This is a genomic window from Streptomyces sp. PKA51 (assembly GCF_057552455.1).
Map to the genome: position 1 here is coordinate 200,199 of NZ_BAAJPZ010000006.1, position 15,755 is coordinate 215,953.

The 15,755-nt window shown below is 72.7% G+C and carries 25 protein-coding genes and 1 pseudogene; 12 read left to right on the plus strand and 14 right to left on the minus strand.

The genetic code is table 11. The features are described from left to right. The first annotated feature begins 47 nt into the window (after nucleotides 1-47). From AC27L3_RS12320 to AC27L3_RS12330, 3 genes are all read left to right on the plus strand, one after another. Nucleotides 48-248: a hypothetical protein gene (locus AC27L3_RS12320; RefSeq protein WP_487234055.1), complete on the plus strand. Its 201-nt coding sequence runs from the start codon at nucleotides 48-50 to the stop codon at nucleotides 246-248. A gap of 60 nt (nucleotides 249-308) precedes the next feature. Then, nucleotides 309-488: a hypothetical protein gene (locus AC27L3_RS12325; RefSeq protein WP_487234056.1), complete on the plus strand. Its 180-nt coding sequence runs from the start codon at nucleotides 309-311 to the stop codon at nucleotides 486-488. Between the two features lie 88 nt (nucleotides 489-576). Further along, nucleotides 577-792 (plus strand): hypothetical protein, encoded by a 216-nt coding sequence (locus AC27L3_RS12330; protein ID WP_365967704.1) that lies wholly within the window; start codon nucleotides 577-579, stop codon nucleotides 790-792. Nucleotides 793-1,245: 453 nt separating this feature from the next. On the opposite strand, the gene AC27L3_RS12335 is transcribed toward AC27L3_RS12330, so the two are convergent. The 3 genes from AC27L3_RS12335 to AC27L3_RS12345 all read right to left on the minus strand — a co-directional run bounded on the left by AC27L3_RS12335 (nucleotide 1,246) and on the right by AC27L3_RS12345 (nucleotide 2,839). Then, entirely contained in the window at nucleotides 1,246-1,656 is a 411-nt protein-coding gene (locus tag AC27L3_RS12335; RefSeq protein WP_487234057.1) for a ChaB family protein, read from the minus strand. Continuing rightward, nucleotides 1,643-2,620 (minus strand): SDR family NAD(P)-dependent oxidoreductase, encoded by a 978-nt coding sequence (locus tag AC27L3_RS12340; RefSeq protein ID WP_487234058.1) that lies wholly within the window; start codon nucleotides 2,618-2,620, stop codon nucleotides 1,643-1,645. The genes AC27L3_RS12335 and AC27L3_RS12340 overlap by 14 nt, the downstream gene beginning before the upstream one ends. Nucleotides 2,621-2,683: 63 nt before the next feature. Continuing rightward, entirely contained in the window at nucleotides 2,684-2,839 is a 156-nt protein-coding gene (locus tag AC27L3_RS12345) for a hydrophobic protein (RefSeq protein WP_344437512.1), read from the minus strand. A gap of 166 nt (nucleotides 2,840-3,005) precedes the next feature. On the opposite strand from AC27L3_RS12345, the gene AC27L3_RS12350 reads away from it, so the two are divergent. Then, the gene (locus AC27L3_RS12350) at nucleotides 3,006-3,197 is read left to right on the plus strand and encodes a DUF2795 domain-containing protein (RefSeq protein ID WP_344437514.1); all 192 of its coding nucleotides are present in this window, start codon (nucleotides 3,006-3,008) and stop codon (nucleotides 3,195-3,197) included. Between the two features lie 106 nt (nucleotides 3,198-3,303). Here the strand turns inward: AC27L3_RS12350 and AC27L3_RS12355 are convergent, their stop codons facing one another. The 4 genes from AC27L3_RS12355 to AC27L3_RS12370 all read right to left on the minus strand — a co-directional run bounded on the left by AC27L3_RS12355 (nucleotide 3,304) and on the right by AC27L3_RS12370 (nucleotide 6,052). Next, entirely contained in the window at nucleotides 3,304-4,116 is an 813-nt protein-coding gene (locus AC27L3_RS12355; protein ID WP_487234059.1) for an SDR family oxidoreductase, read from the minus strand. 130 nt (nucleotides 4,117-4,246) lie between these two features. Continuing rightward, the gene (locus tag AC27L3_RS12360) at nucleotides 4,247-4,468 is read right to left on the minus strand and encodes a hypothetical protein (RefSeq protein ID WP_487234060.1); all 222 of its coding nucleotides are present in this window, start codon (nucleotides 4,466-4,468) and stop codon (nucleotides 4,247-4,249) included. Between the two features lie 295 nt (nucleotides 4,469-4,763). Next, entirely contained in the window at nucleotides 4,764-5,651 is an 888-nt protein-coding gene (locus AC27L3_RS12365) for an RNA polymerase sigma factor SigF (RefSeq protein WP_487234061.1), read from the minus strand. A 230-nt stretch (nucleotides 5,652-5,881) separates the two neighbouring features. Beyond that, nucleotides 5,882-6,052 carry a hydrophobic protein gene (locus tag AC27L3_RS12370; protein WP_344437522.1) on the minus strand — a complete coding sequence of 57 codons (171 nt, stop codon included), beginning with the start codon at nucleotides 6,050-6,052 and terminating at the stop codon, nucleotides 5,882-5,884. A 162-nt stretch (nucleotides 6,053-6,214) separates the two neighbouring features. Between AC27L3_RS12370 and gvpO the strand changes: the two genes are divergently transcribed. The 8 genes from gvpO (at nucleotide 6,215) to AC27L3_RS12410 (ending at nucleotide 9,611) form a co-directional block, all read left to right on the plus strand. Continuing rightward, the gene (gene gvpO / locus AC27L3_RS12375) at nucleotides 6,215-6,532 is read left to right on the plus strand and encodes a gas vesicle protein GvpO (protein WP_487234062.1); all 318 of its coding nucleotides are present in this window, start codon (nucleotides 6,215-6,217) and stop codon (nucleotides 6,530-6,532) included. Between the two features lie 133 nt (nucleotides 6,533-6,665). Next, complete coding sequence (locus AC27L3_RS12380) at nucleotides 6,666-7,088, plus strand: gas vesicle structural protein GvpA (protein ID WP_487234063.1); 423 nt, start codon at nucleotides 6,666-6,668, stop codon at nucleotides 7,086-7,088. After that, nucleotides 7,085-7,801, plus strand: coding sequence for a GvpL/GvpF family gas vesicle protein (locus tag AC27L3_RS12385; RefSeq protein WP_487234064.1), 717 nt, complete (start codon nucleotides 7,085-7,087; stop codon nucleotides 7,799-7,801). The genes AC27L3_RS12380 and AC27L3_RS12385 overlap by 4 nt, the downstream gene beginning before the upstream one ends. Continuing rightward, on the plus strand, nucleotides 7,798-8,016 hold the full coding sequence (locus AC27L3_RS12390) for a gas vesicle protein GvpG (RefSeq protein WP_487234065.1): 219 nt from the start codon (nucleotides 7,798-7,800) through the stop codon (nucleotides 8,014-8,016). Before AC27L3_RS12385 ends, AC27L3_RS12390 begins: the two co-directional genes overlap by 4 nt. Then, on the plus strand, nucleotides 8,013-8,330 hold the full coding sequence (locus AC27L3_RS12395; RefSeq protein WP_487234066.1) for a gas vesicle protein: 318 nt from the start codon (nucleotides 8,013-8,015) through the stop codon (nucleotides 8,328-8,330). Before AC27L3_RS12390 ends, AC27L3_RS12395 begins: the two co-directional genes overlap by 4 nt. Then, nucleotides 8,327-9,148 carry a GvpL/GvpF family gas vesicle protein gene (locus tag AC27L3_RS12400; RefSeq protein ID WP_487234067.1) on the plus strand — a complete coding sequence of 274 codons (822 nt, stop codon included), beginning with the start codon at nucleotides 8,327-8,329 and terminating at the stop codon, nucleotides 9,146-9,148. The genes AC27L3_RS12395 and AC27L3_RS12400 overlap by 4 nt, the downstream gene beginning before the upstream one ends. Beyond that, on the plus strand, nucleotides 9,145-9,348 hold the full coding sequence (locus AC27L3_RS12405) for a gas vesicle protein (protein ID WP_487234068.1): 204 nt from the start codon (nucleotides 9,145-9,147) through the stop codon (nucleotides 9,346-9,348). Before AC27L3_RS12400 ends, AC27L3_RS12405 begins: the two co-directional genes overlap by 4 nt. Next, nucleotides 9,345-9,611 carry a gas vesicle protein K gene (locus tag AC27L3_RS12410; RefSeq protein WP_487234069.1) on the plus strand — a complete coding sequence of 89 codons (267 nt, stop codon included), beginning with the start codon at nucleotides 9,345-9,347 and terminating at the stop codon, nucleotides 9,609-9,611. The genes AC27L3_RS12405 and AC27L3_RS12410 overlap by 4 nt, the downstream gene beginning before the upstream one ends. Here the strand turns inward: AC27L3_RS12410 and AC27L3_RS12415 are convergent, their stop codons facing one another. From AC27L3_RS12415 to AC27L3_RS12445, 7 genes and pseudogenes are all read right to left on the minus strand, one after another. Further along, nucleotides 9,612-10,013, minus strand: a complete 402-nt coding sequence (locus AC27L3_RS12415) for an SDR family NAD(P)-dependent oxidoreductase (protein ID WP_487234194.1) — start codon at nucleotides 10,011-10,013, stop codon at nucleotides 9,612-9,614. Continuing rightward, a complete protein-coding gene (locus AC27L3_RS12420; RefSeq protein ID WP_487234198.1) occupies nucleotides 9,992-10,135 on the minus strand; it encodes a hypothetical protein in 144 nt (47 codons plus the stop codon). The genes AC27L3_RS12415 and AC27L3_RS12420 overlap by 22 nt, the downstream gene beginning before the upstream one ends. A 31-nt stretch (nucleotides 10,136-10,166) precedes the next feature. Next, nucleotides 10,167-10,235 (minus strand): annotated as a pseudogene (locus AC27L3_RS12425) (hypothetical protein); the annotation flags it as partial. Continuing rightward, nucleotides 10,220-10,996: a DJ-1/PfpI family protein gene (locus AC27L3_RS12430; protein ID WP_487234070.1), complete on the minus strand. Its 777-nt coding sequence runs from the start codon at nucleotides 10,994-10,996 to the stop codon at nucleotides 10,220-10,222. The pseudogene AC27L3_RS12425 and the gene AC27L3_RS12430, both read right to left, overlap by 16 nt. Before the next feature lie 55 nt (nucleotides 10,997-11,051). Then, nucleotides 11,052-12,695 (minus strand): ribosomal protection-like ABC-F family protein, encoded by a 1,644-nt coding sequence (abc-f, locus tag AC27L3_RS12435; protein ID WP_487234071.1) that lies wholly within the window; start codon nucleotides 12,693-12,695, stop codon nucleotides 11,052-11,054. 541 nt (nucleotides 12,696-13,236) lie between these two features. Then, entirely contained in the window at nucleotides 13,237-14,883 is a 1,647-nt protein-coding gene (locus tag AC27L3_RS12440) for an MFS transporter (RefSeq protein WP_487234072.1), read from the minus strand. A gap of 149 nt (nucleotides 14,884-15,032) precedes the next feature. After that, nucleotides 15,033-15,680, minus strand: a complete 648-nt coding sequence (locus tag AC27L3_RS12445) for a TetR/AcrR family transcriptional regulator (RefSeq protein WP_487234073.1) — start codon at nucleotides 15,678-15,680, stop codon at nucleotides 15,033-15,035. Nucleotides 15,681-15,755: the final 75 nt, after the last annotated feature.

Below are 15,755 nucleotides of genomic sequence, written 5' to 3' on the forward strand. Positions count from 1 at the left end.
AGCGCACCGGCAAGCGCACCAACCCGTACGTACGCGTGGAGGACGCGATGGGCAAGAACCCCCAGCAGAGTGCTGTGCACCGGAGCAAGAAGGGCGCCACCGTCCAGAATTCGGCGGACGCCAAGGCGGGCCAGGACCGAGCGGTGGGCCCCGGCGGTTCCCGGCGGGCGCACGGGAGCGACAAGGGCGCCAAGGGCGGCGGCCCCGGTGGCGGCGTGCCGCCCGAGCAGCAGTCCGACAAGACCTGAACCCTGATCGACCCCGCCGAACCACCGGATACCCGGACGCGAACAAGGAGCGGCACTGCCATGGAGCGCCAGAGCGACAAGCACGGGCCGAAGAAGGACGACGAGCTGAAGAAGGAGATGCGCACGGCGCAGACCCGCGACGGCCGTCCCACGCGGACCGAGGAGTGGCGCGAGCCCGAGGCGCTGACCTCGGAGGAGGCCGAGCCCCTCGACGAACACCGCCCGCGCAAGCCGAGCTGAGGCCGGCGCTGCGCCACACCGGCGCACTCCGGGCCCCGCCACGAGCGGGCTGCGTGATCCGCGGGGCGGGCCGCACTAGTGTGCCGCCATGGACAAGCAAGAGCCCCCGGTCGTCGTCCACCCGCTCGTGGAGGGCACCCGCATGGTGAAGATCCACGGCGATTCGGTGGGCAAGGCCCACTCCCTGCGGGACCTGCAGGACTTCATGCGCCGCTACGGGCTGGACACCGTCGACCTCGACAACTCCGCGCTCGTCGAGTGGCGCGGCGGCGGCAGCAGCGTCTGGCCCGAGACGACGCTGTGACGCCCTGGCGCCTGTCCGGCGGATCTTCGTCGCGGGGCACCACGGGTGCCCCGTAAGGGGCGCGGGGAACTGCGCGATAAGCCACCGCGCGCCCGCAGACGGGGTGCCGTGCTTGGCCCGGGCCTCGGGGCGGTGCGTTCGACTGCGGGTGCGTCGTGGCCGATCGCGCAGTTCCCCGCGCCCCTACGGGGCACTGCCCCAGCCCACGGCGCCCCGTAGGGGCGCGGGGCGTTGTCGATGTGCGGCCCCGCCGCGTGGGCGCGACGAGCCACGACGTGCCCGCAGGCAGGGTGCCGTGCTTCGCCGGGGCCTCGCGGTGGCGCGTTCGGCTGCGGGCCGCCGCTGGCCGATCGCGCAGTTCCCCGCGCCCCTATGGGGCGCCGGGAACTGCGCGATGAGCCACGACGCCCCCGCAGACGGCAGACGGGGGTGCCGTGTCGCGTCGGACAGGCGTTAGCCGTCCCGGCGGCGTGCGGCCGCGGTCTCGCGCGCGTTGGCCTTGCGGATCGCCTCGACGAGTTCGGCCTTGGCCATGGTCGAGCGGCCCTCGATGCCCAGTTCGCGGGCCACTTGCCGCAGGTGTTCCTTGCTCGCCCCGGTGTCGACGCCCTCGGCCGAGGCGCCGGAGGTGCCGCGGGGCCGGCGCGAGCGCTCGTCGGAGGGGCCCTTGCGGCCGTGTTCCTTGGGCTGCCAGTGGTCGCCGACCTTCTCGTGGGTGTGTTTGAGTGCCCCGAAGGCGACGCGGTGGGCGCGTTCGCCCTCGCCGTACTGTTCGACGGCCGAGTCGTGGGCCTTGATCCAGGTGCGGCGGGCCTTCGCGTCCGAGCGCCGAATGGTGTCGGGCAGTTCCTCACGTCCGGGCATGACGCACCCTCTCCCTTCCGGCCCGCCGGCGGGCCGCCTGGTTGAAGCGGGCGGCCGCCCGGTCGCCCAGGACGGTGAGCCGGTGCACGAGGGGCGAGGAGACGCCCGCCGCCGCCTCGTACCCTGCAACGACGTGCTCCGGCCGTGCTCCGGTGTCCGGCAGCAGCCGGCAGGCGAGCGACAGTGCCCGCGTCGTGGTGGCCGGTGCCAGGCCGTGCATCCGTACGGCGGCCTTCGCCCAGGCGGTCAGGACGAGTTCCGGCCGGCGCCGCTCGGCGGCGCGCACGATGGCGCGGGCGGCCCGTTCGGCGTCCATGGACAGCCCCGGCAGTCCCGCGGCGACGGCGAACCAGCCGTACTCGCGCGCCGCCTGCCCGCTGAAGCGGGCCGCGGTGTGCGAGCCGGTGCGCATCAGCCCCGGCAGCACCGTGGTGACGCTGATGCCCTCGCCGGCGAGCTCGGCCCGCAGGCCCTCGGACAGGCCCGCGAGGGCGAACTTCGCCGCGTCGTAGGGCAGCAGGTGCGGGGCGGCGATGCGGCCGCCGATGGACGACACGTTCACGATGCGGCCCTCGCCGCGCTCGCGCATGCCCTCCAGCGCGGCCAGCGTGAGCCGCAGCGGCCCGAAGAACATGGTCTCCATCGCGGAGCGGAAGTCCTCCTCCCGCATCGCCCGCAGCGGCCCGACCTGGATCACTCCGGCGTTGTTGACCAGGACGTCCAAACTGCCGAACGCCTCGGTGGTGCGGGCCACCAGGCGCTCGGCAGCGGAGGGTTCGCTCACGTCGGCCGCGACCGAGGCGACCTCGGCCCCGTCCTCGCGCAGCATGCGCTCGGCGCGGCGCAGGCCGCTCTCGTCGCGGGCGCAGAGCATCACCGCGCAGCCGCGCCGGGCCAGCTCGCGGGCGATCAGCAGACCCAGGCCCCGCGAGGAGCCCGTCACCAGGGCGGCTCTGCCCTGCAAGTGATCATGGTGCGCCAGCGCCATCGCATCACCTCCGCAGCGGCCCGCGGGCCGCCTCGGGTTCTACCAGCGGTACCAGCGGCCTCCGCCGGAGCGCATCAGGAAGCCCAGCAGCCACAGGATCAGGACGGCCAGGGCGATCCACCACAGGACCTTGATGGCGAAGCCGGCGCCGAAGAGGATCACGACGAGGACCAGGACCAGCAGCAGTGGCACCACAATGATCACCTCCGCAAGGGGACCTTTCCACTCTCCAGTGTCCTCCCGGCGGGCCCGTTGCGCTCATCGGGCGCTCGCGGCGGCCCGGCCGGCGCGAGCTGGGCCGTCGGGGTGAATCGCCGGCGAGCCGCTCATGCCGTGCACCGGGCCGGTTACCCCGGGGGCCATGACAGTGAACCCCATCCAGCTCCAGAAGTCCCTCGGCGGCGTGGACTACCCCGCCTCCAAGGAGACCCTCGTGGAGCACGCCAAGAGCCACGGTGCCGACAAGAAGACCGTCGACGCCCTGAGCGCCATGCCCAAGAAGAGCTACGGCTCCCCGGCGGAGGTCACCAAGGAGGCGACGAAGAAGGGATGAGCTGACCCGAACCACCGCGGAACACTCCTGTCCGCCGCCGGAACGCCGGCCCACCGAGGCCGGCGGCCCGGCGGCGGCGCTGCGCGCCGGGCCCGCCGCGGCGGGCTCACGGCACGCGCCAGGAGTCGTCCCGCAGGTGGGAACCGGCCTGCGGGCCCATGCGCAGCATCCCGCCGTCCACGCTCCACGAGGCCCCGGTGACGTAGCCGGACTCCGGCCCGGCGAGGAAGGCGATCACGGCGGCCACCTCCCGCGCGTCCCCCGGCCGTCCCAGGGGGACGCCCGGCCTGCGCACGCCGTGCACGTCGACGTCCTCCTGCCCGGTCATGGGCGTGGCGATCTCGCCGGGGGCGACGGCGTTGACGGTGATGCCGTGCTCGGCCAGTTCCAGGGCCATCACCTGCGTGAGCAGGCCCAGACCGCCCTTGGCGGCGCAGTAGGGGGCCGCTCCCACCCGCGGCTGGTGCTCGTGGACGCTGGTGACGTTGACGATCCGGCCGCCACCGCCCTGCCGGATCATGCGCCGCGCCGCCCGCTGCGCGCACAGCAGCGGGCCGACGAGGTCCACGTCGAGCACCTCGCGGACCGTCTCCAGCGGCACCTCGACGAAGGGGGCCCGTACGCCCGTCCCGGCGTTGTTGACCAGGACGTCGAGGCGCCCGAGCTGCTCGGCCAGCTCGTCGACGGCGTCGGCGGCCGCGGGCAGGTCGGTGAGGTCCATGCGCGCGAGCGCCGCGCGCCGGCCCAGGGCCCGTACCTCGGCGGCGGTGCCCCGGGCGCCGTCGAGGTCGCAGTGGTAGGTGATGCCGACGTCCAGGCCGGCGCGGGCCAGCCGGACGGCCGTGGCGCGGCCGATGCCGGAGTCGGCGCCGGTCACCACGGCCACGCGCCCGGTGGCACCGCTGTGCTGCTGGTCCATGGGGTTCCCTTCTCGTGGCGGTCGTCCGGGGGCGGATGCGCCCGTTACGGCATCCTTGCCACGGCCGCCGGCATGCCGCACGGCGGCCCGGGCGGGAGGGGCCCGCCCGGGCCGCCGCGGTGAGGCGGCCTCAGGCGGCGTGCCGGCCGCGGGAACGGTGCCGGGGTCCGTCCTCGCCGGGCGGCCCCGGCAGGGCTCGCAACCGCCGGACGGGCGCCTGCCGCCCGTCCGGTGCGGCGGGCTCCGGCACCCGAGTGGCGGAACCATTCTTCAGAAGGCGTTCCTCGTACTGGCCCAGGGCGAGCACCAGCCCGAGCAGCAGGGGCGGCAGGAGAAGGGCGACGACGACCACGGAGGGCTCCTTCCGGCGTCGGCTTGCGGCACGGACGCGTACCAGGAGGCGGCTTGCCCCCGCGAGCCGGAACAAACACGAAGAAGCAGCCGGTATCGGCACGCAGGCCCCGCACGGACAGGCGGCACCGCGCCCCGGCGCATACGCCGCCGCACGGCACGCTGCGCAGGGCGTCGTCGTGCGGCCGTCGAGCCGCGGGTGACGCCGTACCGCTGCTACGCGCCCCGACCCGCCCGCACCCGCGCAGATGCGCAGCCCCTCTGCGCTCACCGTCGGCAGGCACCGGCGCCCGTGCTCAGCTGTCGGTGAGCATGTGCTCGCGCAGCCGCGCGAGCGTACGGCTCAGCAGCCGCGAGACGTGCATCTGGGAGATGCCCAGCTGGGCCCCGATCTGGGACTGCGTCATCTCCTGGCCGAAGCGCATCCCCAGGATCCGCCGCTCACGCTCGTCCAGGCACGGCAGCAGCCGCTCCAGGACGTGCAGGTTCTCGACCTTCTCCAGGTTCTCGTCGGTGGTGCCGATCCGCTCCGACCACGGCCGGGCACTGCCGTGGCCGCGCTGCGGCGCCTCGTCGGCGGGCACGTCGAGGGAGTTGGCCCGGTAGCCGTTGCTGGCGATCCTGGCCTCGATGACCTCCTCCTCCGACAGGTTCATCACCTCGGCCAGCTCGCGGACACTGGGGGAGCGGCCGAGCCGGCTGGAGAGCTCGTCGGTGGCCTTGGCCAGCTCCACCCGCAACTCCTGCAGCCGCCGCGGCACATGCACGGCCCAACCGGTGTCACGGAAGAAACGCTTGATCTCGCCGGTGACGTAAGGAATGGCGAATGTGGTGAACTCGACCTCGCGTGTCAGGTCGAAGCGGTCGATCGCCTTGATCAGGCCGATCGTGCCGACCTGGACGATGTCCTCCATCTGCTCGGCGCGGCCGCGAAACCGCCCGGCGACGAAGCGCACGAGCGAGAGGTTCATCTCTATCAGGGTGTTGCGCACGTACTGGTAGTCGTGCGTGCCCTCCTCCAGCACGGCCAGGCGGTCGAGGAAGACCTTCGTCAGCGCCCGGGCGTCACGCGGATCCACACTGCCCGCGTCCTCCACCCGCGGCAGCGGGTCCGTCGCGGACTCCGGCGTGGCGATACCGGTCCGCCGGGTCGTCACCGACCGCGTCGCGCTGGTGCCGGTCATGTCACAGCCTCCTTTGCGTCTGCAGTCCCACAGAGCAGCTCCTGCCCGGAGCGCGCCGGATCATCCGTCCCCGGCGCACTTATTCCCCACTTCTTTCGGCCGCGCGTCGGCGGATGACGTGCACCGGTGGACGCCGATGGACGGTGAACGGCCAGGGGCCGCCGGGTGGATTCCCGGCGGCCCCTGCGCGGTGGGTGTGCGACGTCCACGCGGGAAAGCGATTCACACCCTCACCATCGGTACCAGCGACCCCGGCCACCTCCCGTTCCCGCGGAGCGCATGACGAAGCCGAGGAGCCAGATCACCAGGACCGCGACGGCGAACCACCACAGGACCTTGATGGCGAATCCCGCGCCGAAGAGGATCAGGGCGAGGAGCAGAACAAGGAGCAGAGGAACCATAGTTATCAACCTCCGACGGTTCGTGTTCCCGGAATTACCCCGGTTACTCCACGGCCCGCTCCACGAACGGGCGCACGGATGTTTTCCTCCTTCCCGTGTTTGAGCGGCCCACACCACGGTATCCGCAGCAGCAGGCCCGTCGACCGAAACCGAGAGGGGCCCATGACCGACTCCGAGAAGACAACCGGTACACCCGACGAACGCGGAACCGAACGCTCCGCCCCGTCGGCCGTCCACCTGCTCCGCGCCGCCCGCGAACAGTTCGCCGAACTCACCGGATTGCGCCCCGAAGGGCTGGCCCGGTTCGAGCGGACGCAGGACGGCGGGTGGGTGCTGGAGGCCGAAGTGGTCGAGCTCTCCCGCATTCCCGACACGATGAGCGTGATGGCGCTCTACGAAGTCACCCTCGATTCCGACGGCATGCTCACCGGCTACCGTCGGCTGCGTCGCTACGAACGGGGAAGGACCGATTCCCGTTAGCCCCACGGGAGGGCGGGAGCGAGAAAAGCGGATCCAGGAGGTACCGGAGGGAATTCCCGGCGGGAAATCCCGTGGGAAGGCTTACGGGAAGTCCTGTGGGAAGTCCCGCGGAAGGACGAGAGGAAGTCTTTCGATGAGCGTTGTCCCCGCACCACAGGGCGGCGGGGGTGCAGGCGGTACCAGCGGTCTGTACGACGTCCTGGAGCTGGTGCTCGACCGCGGCCTGGTGATCGACGCCTTCGTGCGCGTCTCCCTGGTCGGCATCGAGATCCTGAAGATCGACGTGCGTGTCGTCGTCGCGAGCGTCGACACCTACCTGCGCTTCGCCGAGGCCTGCAACCGCCTCGACCTGGAAGCCGGCCCGCATCGCAGCGCCGGCCTGCCCGACCTCGTCGGCAATGTCACCGAGGGCGTCACCGAAGGCGGTGCCCGGGGCAAGACCAAGGGCGCCATCTCCGGCGCCGCGCAGAGCATCGCGGACGCGGTGCAGCAGGTGCGTGGCGACTCCCAGGGCTCCCGCCGCGGCACCTCCCGCAAGAAGGAGGAGAGCGAGTGAGCACCTACGTCTACGGCATCGCACGCGCCGCCGACGCAGCGCTGCCGGCCGGCCTCACCGGCATCGGCGACCCCGCGCTGCCGGTGCGCCTGGTGACGGCCGCCGACCTGGCCGCGGTCGTCAGCGACTGCCCCGCCGAGCTGCGGCCCAAGCGGCGCGACCTGCTCGCCCACCAGCGCGTCCTGGCACAGGTCGGCCTGCACACCACCGTGCTGCCCATGCGCTTCGGCAGCGTCTCCGACGACGACGAGAAGGTGCGCGAGGTCCTCGCCGAGCACACCGACCGCTACCGCGACCGCCTCGACCGGCTCGCCGGCCGCGTCGAGTACAACGTCAAGGCGGTCCACCACGAGGACGCCGTCCTGCACCTCGTCCTCGCCGAGGACGCCGGCCTGCGCACCCTGGCCGAGGCCAACCGCGCCGACGGCGGCGGCTCCTACGAGCAGCGCCTGCAGTTCGGCGAGAAGGTGGCCGCGGCCGTGCGCGAGCGCGAGACGCGCGACGCCCACCTGCTGCGCGAGGCCCTCGCCCCCCGGGCGGAGGACGAGCGCCCCGGCCCCGACAGCGGTGGATGGTTCCTCAACGTCTCCTACCTGGTGCCCGAGTCCGGCGCCGAAGCGTTGCTGGAGGAGGCGGAGCGGCTGCGCCGCGCCCACCCCCACATCGACCTGACGATCCACGGACCCCTGCCGGTCTACAGCTTCGTCGAATGATCGGCTTCGTCGGCTGGGTGCTGCGCCGGGTCGTCGACGAGGCCGAACGCCTCTACTACGACCCGGCCGTCGTCCAGGCCGAACTGAAGGCACTGGAGGAAGAACTGATGCGCGGGGAGATCGACGAGGAGGAATTCGACCGGCGCGAGGACGCGCTGCTCGAACGGCTGGAAGAGATCCGGCAGCACACCGGGGGAAGGAGCCGACAGCCATGACCCCCGACCGCCCCGGGCCGCCGGCCCCCACCGCCGCCGGCGCCAACCTGGCCGACATCCTGGAGCGGGTGCTCGACAAGGGCGTGGTCATCGCAGGCGACATCCGCGTGAACCTCCTCGACATCGAACTGCTCACCATCAAGCTCCGCCTCGTCGTCGCCTCCGTCGACAAGGCCAAGGAGATGGGCATCGACTGGTGGGAGAGCGACCCGGCCCTCTCCTCCGGCGCCCGCCGCCGGGAACTGGGCGCCGAGAACGAGCGGCTGCGGGCCCGCGTCGCCGAACTCGAGCAGCACAGGGAGGAACACCGGTGAACCACCCCGACACCGGGCGGCTGCTGTACGCCTACGCGGTCGCCCGCGACACCCCCGCCCTCGGCCGCGTCGCCCTGCGCACGGTCACCGGCGTCGCCGCCGAGCCCGTACGCGCCGTACGCCACCTGGGGCTCATCGCCCTCGTCGGGGCCGTGGACGCCGCGGACTTCGGCGAGCGGGCCCTGCGCGCCCACCTGGAGGAACTCTCCTGGCTGGAGAACACCGCCCGCGCCCACCAACGGGTCGTCGACGCGGCCGGCGCCACCGGCACCTGCGTCCTGCCGCTGCGCCTGGCGACGGTCTACCGCGACGAGACCTCGGTACGCGCCATGCTCCAGGAGCGCAGCACCCACCTGGCCGCCACCCTGGAACGCCTCGACGGCCGCGTCGAGTGGGGCGTCAAGGTCCACGCCAGGGCGCCCGAGGCCACCACGCCCGCCCCGGGTGCCCCGGTCAGCGGCCGCGACTACCTGCGCCGCCGCATCTCGGCGCGCCGGGCGCACGAGGAGGACGCCCGGCGCGCCGAGAAGACTGCGCACGACATCCACGCCGCGCTCACCGCCCTCGCCGAGGAGACCCGCCTGTACCCGCCGCAGCACGCCGGGCTCTCCGGCCGCCCCGGCCGCAACCTGCTCAACGCCGCCTACCTCGTGCCCCGCACCGCCGGCGACCGCTTCACCGCGGCCGTCGCCCGCCTGACCGGCTCCGCCCCGGCGGACGGCGCGGAGGTGGAGCTGACCGGACCCTGGGCCCCGTACTCCTTCGCTGCAACGGGCGACGAGGTGAGCGCACAGGACACCGCACGGGAGCCGTCGTGACACCCGGCGACGAGCTCGCCGGACGGCGGATCGCACTGGTGGACCTGCTCGACCGGCTCTTGGCCGGCGGGGTGGTGGTGGCCGGCGACCTGACCCTGCGGATCGCCGACGTCGACCTCGTCCGCATCGACCTGCACGCGCTGATCAGCTCCGTCGGCGAGCGCGTCCCCGCACCCTGGGAGGAGGCGCACGCACCGTGACCCGCCGCGTGGAGCTGGACCGGGACACCGTCGAGCGCGACCTGGTCCGGCTGGTGCTCACCATCGTCGAACTGCTGCGCCAGCTGATGGAACGCCAGGCACTGCGCCGGGTCGAGGCCGGCGACCTCACCGAGGAGCAGGAGGAACGCATCGGCACGACCCTGATGCTGCTGGCCGAACGCATGGAAGAGCTCGCCGGCCGCTACGGCCTCACCCTGGAGGACCTCAACCTCGACCTCGGCCCCCTGGGCACCCTGCTGTGATCAGCGCATCAGCGCCCCGCCGTCGATGTCGTACGTGGCGGCGGTGACGAACGGGGCCTCGGCCACGAGGAAGACGGCCAGCCGAGCGATCTCCTCCGGCGCGGCGATCCGCCCCAGCGGCACCTGCGCCGTGAGCTCCGCGAGCGTCTCCGGCCCCACCGAGCGGACCATCGGGGTGTCCGTCATCGCCGGGGCGATCGCGTTGACCGTGATGCCGTCCGCGGCGAGCTCGGCGGCGAAGACGCGGGTCAGCGCGATCAGGGCTGCCTTGGAGCTGCCGTAGGCGGCGCCGGTGGGCCGCGCCGTCCGGCCCGCGAGGGAGGCCATGTTCACGATGCGCCCCCACCCGCGCTCCCGCATGCCCACCGCCACCGCCCGGCTCAGCAGGAACGCGGCGCGCACGTGACGTCGAAGACCTCGTCCCACTCGGCCGCCCCGATCTCCCACAGCGACCCGGCCGGCGGCCGGGCGGCGTTGTTGACCAGGACGTCCACCGGCGACCAGCGCCCGGTTGGCCTCGTCATCGACGTCCAGCGCCACCACGCGCGCCCCCTCGGCGAGGAACGCGCGCACCAGCGCGGCGCCGATGCCGCGGGCGCTCCCGGTGATCAGTACGGTCGGCACCGGCCCGCTGATGCGCCCCCGCCGCCGCCCCCGCCCTCGACGAGCTTCAGTGCCAGCTGTCGCGTCGGCTCGTCCGCTTTCTCCGGGCTCCCGCAGTCGAAGGGTGGTTGCGGGTCGTACTCGATGGCGAGCTGCATCGCCTGGGCGGTTGCCTCGTCGCTGAGGCGGGCGGCCAGGTGCAGGCCCATGTCGAGGCCGGCGGAGACGCCCGCGGCCGTGATGATCTTCCCGGTCTCCACGAAGCGGCCCGGGGCCGGCACGGCCCCCAGCCGGGCCAGGTACGGCCTCGCCGCCCAGTACGTTGCGGCCGGCCGGCCCTTGAGGAGGCCGGCGGAGGCCAGGAGCAGGGAGCCGGTGCACACGGACGTGGTCCAGGTCGTGTTCCGGTGGATGCGGCGTATCCACTCCAGAAGGACCGCGTCGTCCAGGGCCGCGACCATGCCGCGGTTGCCCCCGCCGGGCACGACGAGGACATCCGCGGTGCGGACGTCGGCCAGGGACCGCTCGGCGGTGAGCGCGAGTTGCCCGGTGTCGGTGCGTACGGTGCCGGCGTGCCGTGCCACGGTGACGACACGGACGCCGGGCAGGCGGCACAGGGTCTCGTACGGCCCGACCGCGTCCAGCGCGGTGAAGCCGTCGTAGAGCAGGACGGCGACCCGCACCCCCTTCCCCTCGGCGCGCGCCGGTGCGCCGGTCCCGAAGCCGAGGGACAGTGCACCGGCTGCGGCGGTGCCCAGCAGGGCACGACGGCTGGTTCTCATGGAACAACCCCCTCATGTGGAGTGCGACGTCAAGGGAGTCGTGCCGTGCGGCGGTTCAGTTCCCGGCCGTCACGGGATGCCCGGTCTCCGTCAGCGCGCCCGCGGACAGCTCGAGCCACCGGTTCACCCCGATCTCCTGCAGGAACCGCTCGTCGTGGCTGACCACGACGAAGGCCCCGCGGTAGGAGTTCAGGGCGCCGGCCAGCCGGGCGACGCCGGGCAGGTCGAGGTTGTTCGTCGGCTCGTCCAGGAGCAGCAGGTGGGGGGCCGGTTCGGCGCACAGGACGCAGGCCAGCGTGGCGCGCAGGCGTTCACCGCCGGAGAGCACGCCGACGGGCAGGTGCGCCCGGGCGCCGCGGAAGAGGAAGCGGGCCAGGAGGTTCATCCGTTCGGCCTCCGGCCGGCCCGGGGCGGCCGCGGCGAAGTTGTCGGCGACGGTGGCCTGGGGATCGAGCAGGTCGAGCCGCTGGGAGAGGTAGGCGATCCGGCCCCGGGCCCGCTTGATGCTTCCGCCGCCGGGTTCGAGGTCGCCGCTGATCAGACGCAGCAGCGTGGTCTTGCCGGCACCGTTGGGGCCGGTGAGGGCGATCCGCTCCGGGCCGCGGATGTTCAGCTCCAGGCCGTCCAGGGCGAAGACGGCCCGGCCGCCGCGCCGGACCTGCATGCCCTCGCCGAGGAAGAGGGTGCGCCCGGCGGGCACCTCGGTGTCGGGCAGGTCGAGGGTGAGCCGCTGCTCCTCGCGCAGCGAGCGCTCGGCCTCGTCCAGGCGGGCCCGGGCCTCGGTGATCCGCGTCGCGTGCATCTGACCCGCCCGGCCCGCGGACTCCTGCGCCCCCCGCTTCATGGTGCCGGCGAAGATGCGGGGCAGGCCGGCGCTCTTGAGGTTGCGGGCGGCGTTGCTCGCGCGGCGCTCGGCGCGTTCGCGGGCCTGCTGCATCTCCCGCTTCTCGCGCTTGAGTTCCTGCTCGGCATTGCGGACGTTCTTCTCGGCGGCCTCCTGTTCGGCCCGTACGGCCTCCTTGTACGCGGTGAAGTTGCCGCCGTGGAAGCGCAGTTCGCCGCCGTCCAGCTCGGCGATGCGTTCCATGCGGTCGAGCAGGGCCCGGTCGTGGCTGACGACGAGCAGGGTGCCGGAGAAGTCCGTCAGCACGTCGTAGAGCCGGTGACGGGCCTTCAGGTCGAGGTTGTTGGTGGGCTCGTCGAGCAGCAGCACGTGCGGTCGCCTCAGCAGCTGGGCCGCGAGCCCGAGCGAGACGACCTGGCCGCCGCTGAGCGTGGCCAGGCTCCGGTCGAAGGACAGGTCTGCCAGGCCCAGGCGCTGCAGTTGGGCGCGGGTGCGTTCCTCGATGTCCCAGTCGTCGCCGATCGTCGCGAAGTGCTGCTCACCGACGTCGCCCGACTCGACGGCGTCCAGGGCACGGATCACCTCGGCCACGCCGAGCACCTGCGCGACGGTCATGTCGCCCCGCAGGGGGAGGGTCTGGGGGAGGTAGCCCACCGTGCCGGGCACGGACACCGATCCGGCGTCGGGCGCGAGCTCGCCGGCGATGAGCTTCAACAGCGTGCTCTTGCCCGAGCCGTTGGGGGCGACGAGCCCGGTGCGCCCGGAACCCATCGCGAAGGACAGGTCCCGGAAGACGGGGGTCGCGTCGGGCCAGGAGAAGGACAGGTGGGAACAGACGACGGAAACGTCGGACATGAAAGGACCTCGAACGAAGCGCGGGCACGCACACGGGTGCCACCGGCAGACAAGGGAAAAGGGGACGACGAACGGGCCACGGCAGCGCTTCAGGGCGCGGCCGACAGCCGAACGACTCGGGTATCACCCGGAGATGTCGTCGTCACTCACCATGTTTGCGGCTCCTCGCTGATCAAGGATTTCTCCCGCACTATAACAGCACGCCTAGAGCCTGTCTGACAAACCATCACCTTGTGCATTCACGGAGTCGGAAGAGCATCAGGCCAAGACGACTGCGGTGCGGTAGCGGTCGGTGAGTTGGTGGCGGACAGGTCCACGGCGAGGTCCGGCAGGGCCAGGTTGAGGGCCGAGACGGAGGCGACCCACCAGGACGAGGGCCAGGCACATGGAGAACAGGACGCCGCGGTGGCCCGGCCCGGCCTCCGGCGGCCTCCTCGGATGTCTGGAGGGGAGTGCTGGGAGAGGTCGTCATGGTGGGTCAGGGTGACGGCGCGCCGCTGCGAGGGGCATGACGGGCACGGGGGCTCCTTGTTTTTGGCCGCTACGGCCGGCCGGCGGTGGACGCGTTGAGCACGTCCGTGTCCCTGTCCAGGGCTGTGGCCTGCTGCCTCGTGGCAGCCTCGGGCTCGGCGGACCAGTGGGGCTGCGCGGCGGCGGCCCGGGCCTTCCGACCGGGGAGCGGTGCGATCGCGGCGCAGACGATGGCCGCGACCGCCAGAATCGCCGCGATGACTTCCATCGCCGAGGTGAAGCCGGACATGAAGGCGTCGCGGACGGCGGCGGCCAGCGCGGGCCCCTGGGCACCGAGGTGGGACGCGACCTCGAGTCCGCCGGCGGCGGAGTGGTGCACGGTCTCGGCGGCCTGGGCAGGCAGGCGGGAGAGGTCTTCGGGCAGTGCGGAGCGGTAGTGGCTGGAGAACACCGAGCCCATCAGTGCGATGCCGATCGCGGAGCCGACCTCGCGGGCGGTGTCGTTCATGGCCGAGGCCACCCCCTGGCTGTCGGGGCCGAGGGAGTCGACGATGGAGCTGGTGCCGGTGGCACTGGTCAGGCCGATACCGGCCCCGGCGAGGACCAGGGCGCCGAGGAAGGGCAGGTAGCCGCTGTCGGCGTGCAGGAGGGTCAGCCAGAACATGCCGCCGGCCAGGCACAGCAGGCCCGCGGGCATGACGGCCTTGACGCCCAGGCGCTCGGCCAGGCGCGGTGTGACCACTGAGGTGGGCAGGACGACGGCCGCGACCGGTATCAGTGCGACCGCGCTGTGCAGCGGGCTGTAGCCGAGGATCAGTTGCAGGAACTGCAGACCGACGAAGAAGAACCCGAAGACGGCCATGAACTGCACCAGGATCGCCAGCGTGCCCGCCCCGAAGCCGCGCAGTTTGAACAGGCGCGGGTCCAGCAGCGGGTGGCGGCTGCGCAGGCCCAGCACAACGTACGCGGCCAGCGCCACCACGGCGACCGCGAACGCGGCGAGGACCTCCGGGCGGGTCCAGCCCCGGTCGTTGCCCTCGATGATCCCGTAGACCAGCGCCCCCACCGCCAGTGCGGTGGTGGCCGCCCCGGGGAAGTCGAAGCGCTCCTTCACCGAGCTGCGCGTCTCCGGGGCCAGCAGCAGCGCGGCGAGCGCGCACGCCATCGCGGTGGCCCCGCTGGCCCAGAAGATCGATTTCCAGGAGAACGGCTCCAGCAGGCCGCCGGCGGCGAGCATGCCGATGATCGCCCCGGCCGCGGCGAAGCCGGACCAGATCGCGACCCCGCGGTCCTTGCTGTCCTTGGGGAGGACCGCGGTGATCGTCGACAGCGTCCCCGGCATGATCATGGCCGCGCCCAGGCCCATCACCACCCGGCACGCGATCAGGTGCGACGTGGAGGAGGAGCAGGCCGCGAAGACCGCGGCGGCGCCGAATACCACGTTCCCGGCGATCAGGACCTTGCGGCGCCCGATCCGGTCACCGAGCGCGCCCAGCGGCAGCACCAGCGCGGCCAGGGCCACGGTGTAGCCGTCGGCGATCCAGGTCAGCGCCGAGTTGGTGGCGCCCAGTTCCACGGCGAGGTCCGGCAGCGCCAGGTTCAGCGCGGAGACCGAGGCCACGACCAGGACGAGGGAGAGGCACATGGCGAAGAGCACGCCGCTCTGGCCGCCACGACCTGTTCGGGCGAGGGATTTGCTGCGCTCAAGCGTCTTCATGCGACCATCGTAACTGATGGATTCATCAGTTACGACTGAACAATCAATCACGGCCCACGGGTGCGCCTGCGCGGCCAGGGATGCAGCAGGCCCCCGCACCGTGGAACGGTGCGGGGGCCTGGAGGGGCGTGCGGCCGACGGCGCTGAGGTCAGGGCAGGTCGGGCAGGGGGCGGGCGGCGATCTCACGGGCCTCGTCGGCAGGGAGGCCGAGCATGCGCAGGATCATCTCGGCCATCTGCTCGCCGGCCTCTGCGCCGAGGTCGCGCGTCGAGTTGAGCTGGAGCAGGCCGATCAGCGCGCCGCCGACGGCGGACCGTGCCACGAGCGGGTCTTCGAAGGTGAAGCGGCCGGACGCCTTGCCGATCTCCAGGTCGCGCAGGGCGCGCGGCCCGAGCCCGGTGGCGGCGTTGATGTGCGGCAGGCCGCGCAGGCGCAGGATCTGGGTGATCTCGGGGTGCGAGGCGGCCAGCCGCAGCGTGAGGCGGACGCTGGCGGCGAAGACCGCGGCCGGGTCGTCGATGCCCGCGGTGACGCCGTCGAGCAGTTGGCCGTACTCCTCCAGGGCGTCGCCGACCGCGGCGTCGAACAGGTCGTTCTTGGTCTCGAAGTGGTTGTAGAACGTGCCGAAGCCCACGTCGGCGCGTTCGGCGATCTCCTGGATGCTGGCCGAGGTCTCGCCGGTCTCGGCGAGGATCTGCCGCGCGGCGGCGATCAGCGCCTGGCGGGTGCGCGCTCGGCGGCGCTCGAAGCGGTTCGCACTCACGGGGCCGTCGGTGGTGTCGGGCTGGTTCGGCATACCGCAAGTCTAGGCACATTCAGATCTGATGACTCCATCACTCGAACCCTTGACGATCGCTCCACCAAGACTGAT

Coding starts and splice junctions, on each gene's coding strand:
- AC27L3_RS12320 (WP_487234055.1), top strand. CDS start 48: ATGGGCAAGAACCCCCAGCAGAGTGCTGTGCACCGGAGCAAGAAGGGC.
- AC27L3_RS12325 (WP_487234056.1), top strand. CDS start 309: ATGGAGCGCCAGAGCGACAAGCACGGGCCGAAGAAGGACGACGAGCTG.
- AC27L3_RS12330 (WP_365967704.1), top strand. CDS start 577: ATGGACAAGCAAGAGCCCCCGGTCGTCGTCCACCCGCTCGTGGAGGGC.
- AC27L3_RS12335 (WP_487234057.1), bottom strand. CDS start 1,656: ATGCCCGGACGTGAGGAACTGCCCGACACCATTCGGCGCTCGGACGCG.
- AC27L3_RS12350 (WP_344437514.1), top strand. CDS start 3,006: ATGACAGTGAACCCCATCCAGCTCCAGAAGTCCCTCGGCGGCGTGGAC.
- AC27L3_RS12355 (WP_487234059.1), bottom strand. CDS start 4,116: ATGGACCAGCAGCACAGCGGTGCCACCGGGCGCGTGGCCGTGGTGACC.
- AC27L3_RS12365 (WP_487234061.1), bottom strand. CDS start 5,651: ATGACCGGCACCAGCGCGACGCGGTCGGTGACGACCCGGCGGACCGGT.
- AC27L3_RS12370 (WP_344437522.1), bottom strand. CDS start 6,052: ATGGTTCCTCTGCTCCTTGTTCTGCTCCTCGCCCTGATCCTCTTCGGC.
- gvpO (WP_487234062.1), top strand. CDS start 6,215: ATGACCGACTCCGAGAAGACAACCGGTACACCCGACGAACGCGGAACC.
- AC27L3_RS12380 (WP_487234063.1), top strand. CDS start 6,666: ATGAGCGTTGTCCCCGCACCACAGGGCGGCGGGGGTGCAGGCGGTACC.
- AC27L3_RS12390 (WP_487234065.1), top strand. CDS start 7,798: ATGATCGGCTTCGTCGGCTGGGTGCTGCGCCGGGTCGTCGACGAGGCC.
- AC27L3_RS12395 (WP_487234066.1), top strand. CDS start 8,013: ATGACCCCCGACCGCCCCGGGCCGCCGGCCCCCACCGCCGCCGGCGCC.
- AC27L3_RS12420 (WP_487234198.1), bottom strand. CDS start 10,135: ATGACGAGGCCAACCGGGCGCTGGTCGCCGGTGGACGTCCTGGTCAAC.
- AC27L3_RS12430 (WP_487234070.1), bottom strand. CDS start 10,996: ATGAGAACCAGCCGTCGTGCCCTGCTGGGCACCGCCGCAGCCGGTGCA.
- abc-f (WP_487234071.1), bottom strand. CDS start 12,695: ATGTCCGACGTTTCCGTCGTCTGTTCCCACCTGTCCTTCTCCTGGCCC.
- AC27L3_RS12440 (WP_487234072.1), bottom strand. CDS start 14,883: ATGAAGACGCTTGAGCGCAGCAAATCCCTCGCCCGAACAGGTCGTGGC.
- AC27L3_RS12445 (WP_487234073.1), bottom strand. CDS start 15,680: ATGCCGAACCAGCCCGACACCACCGACGGCCCCGTGAGTGCGAACCGC.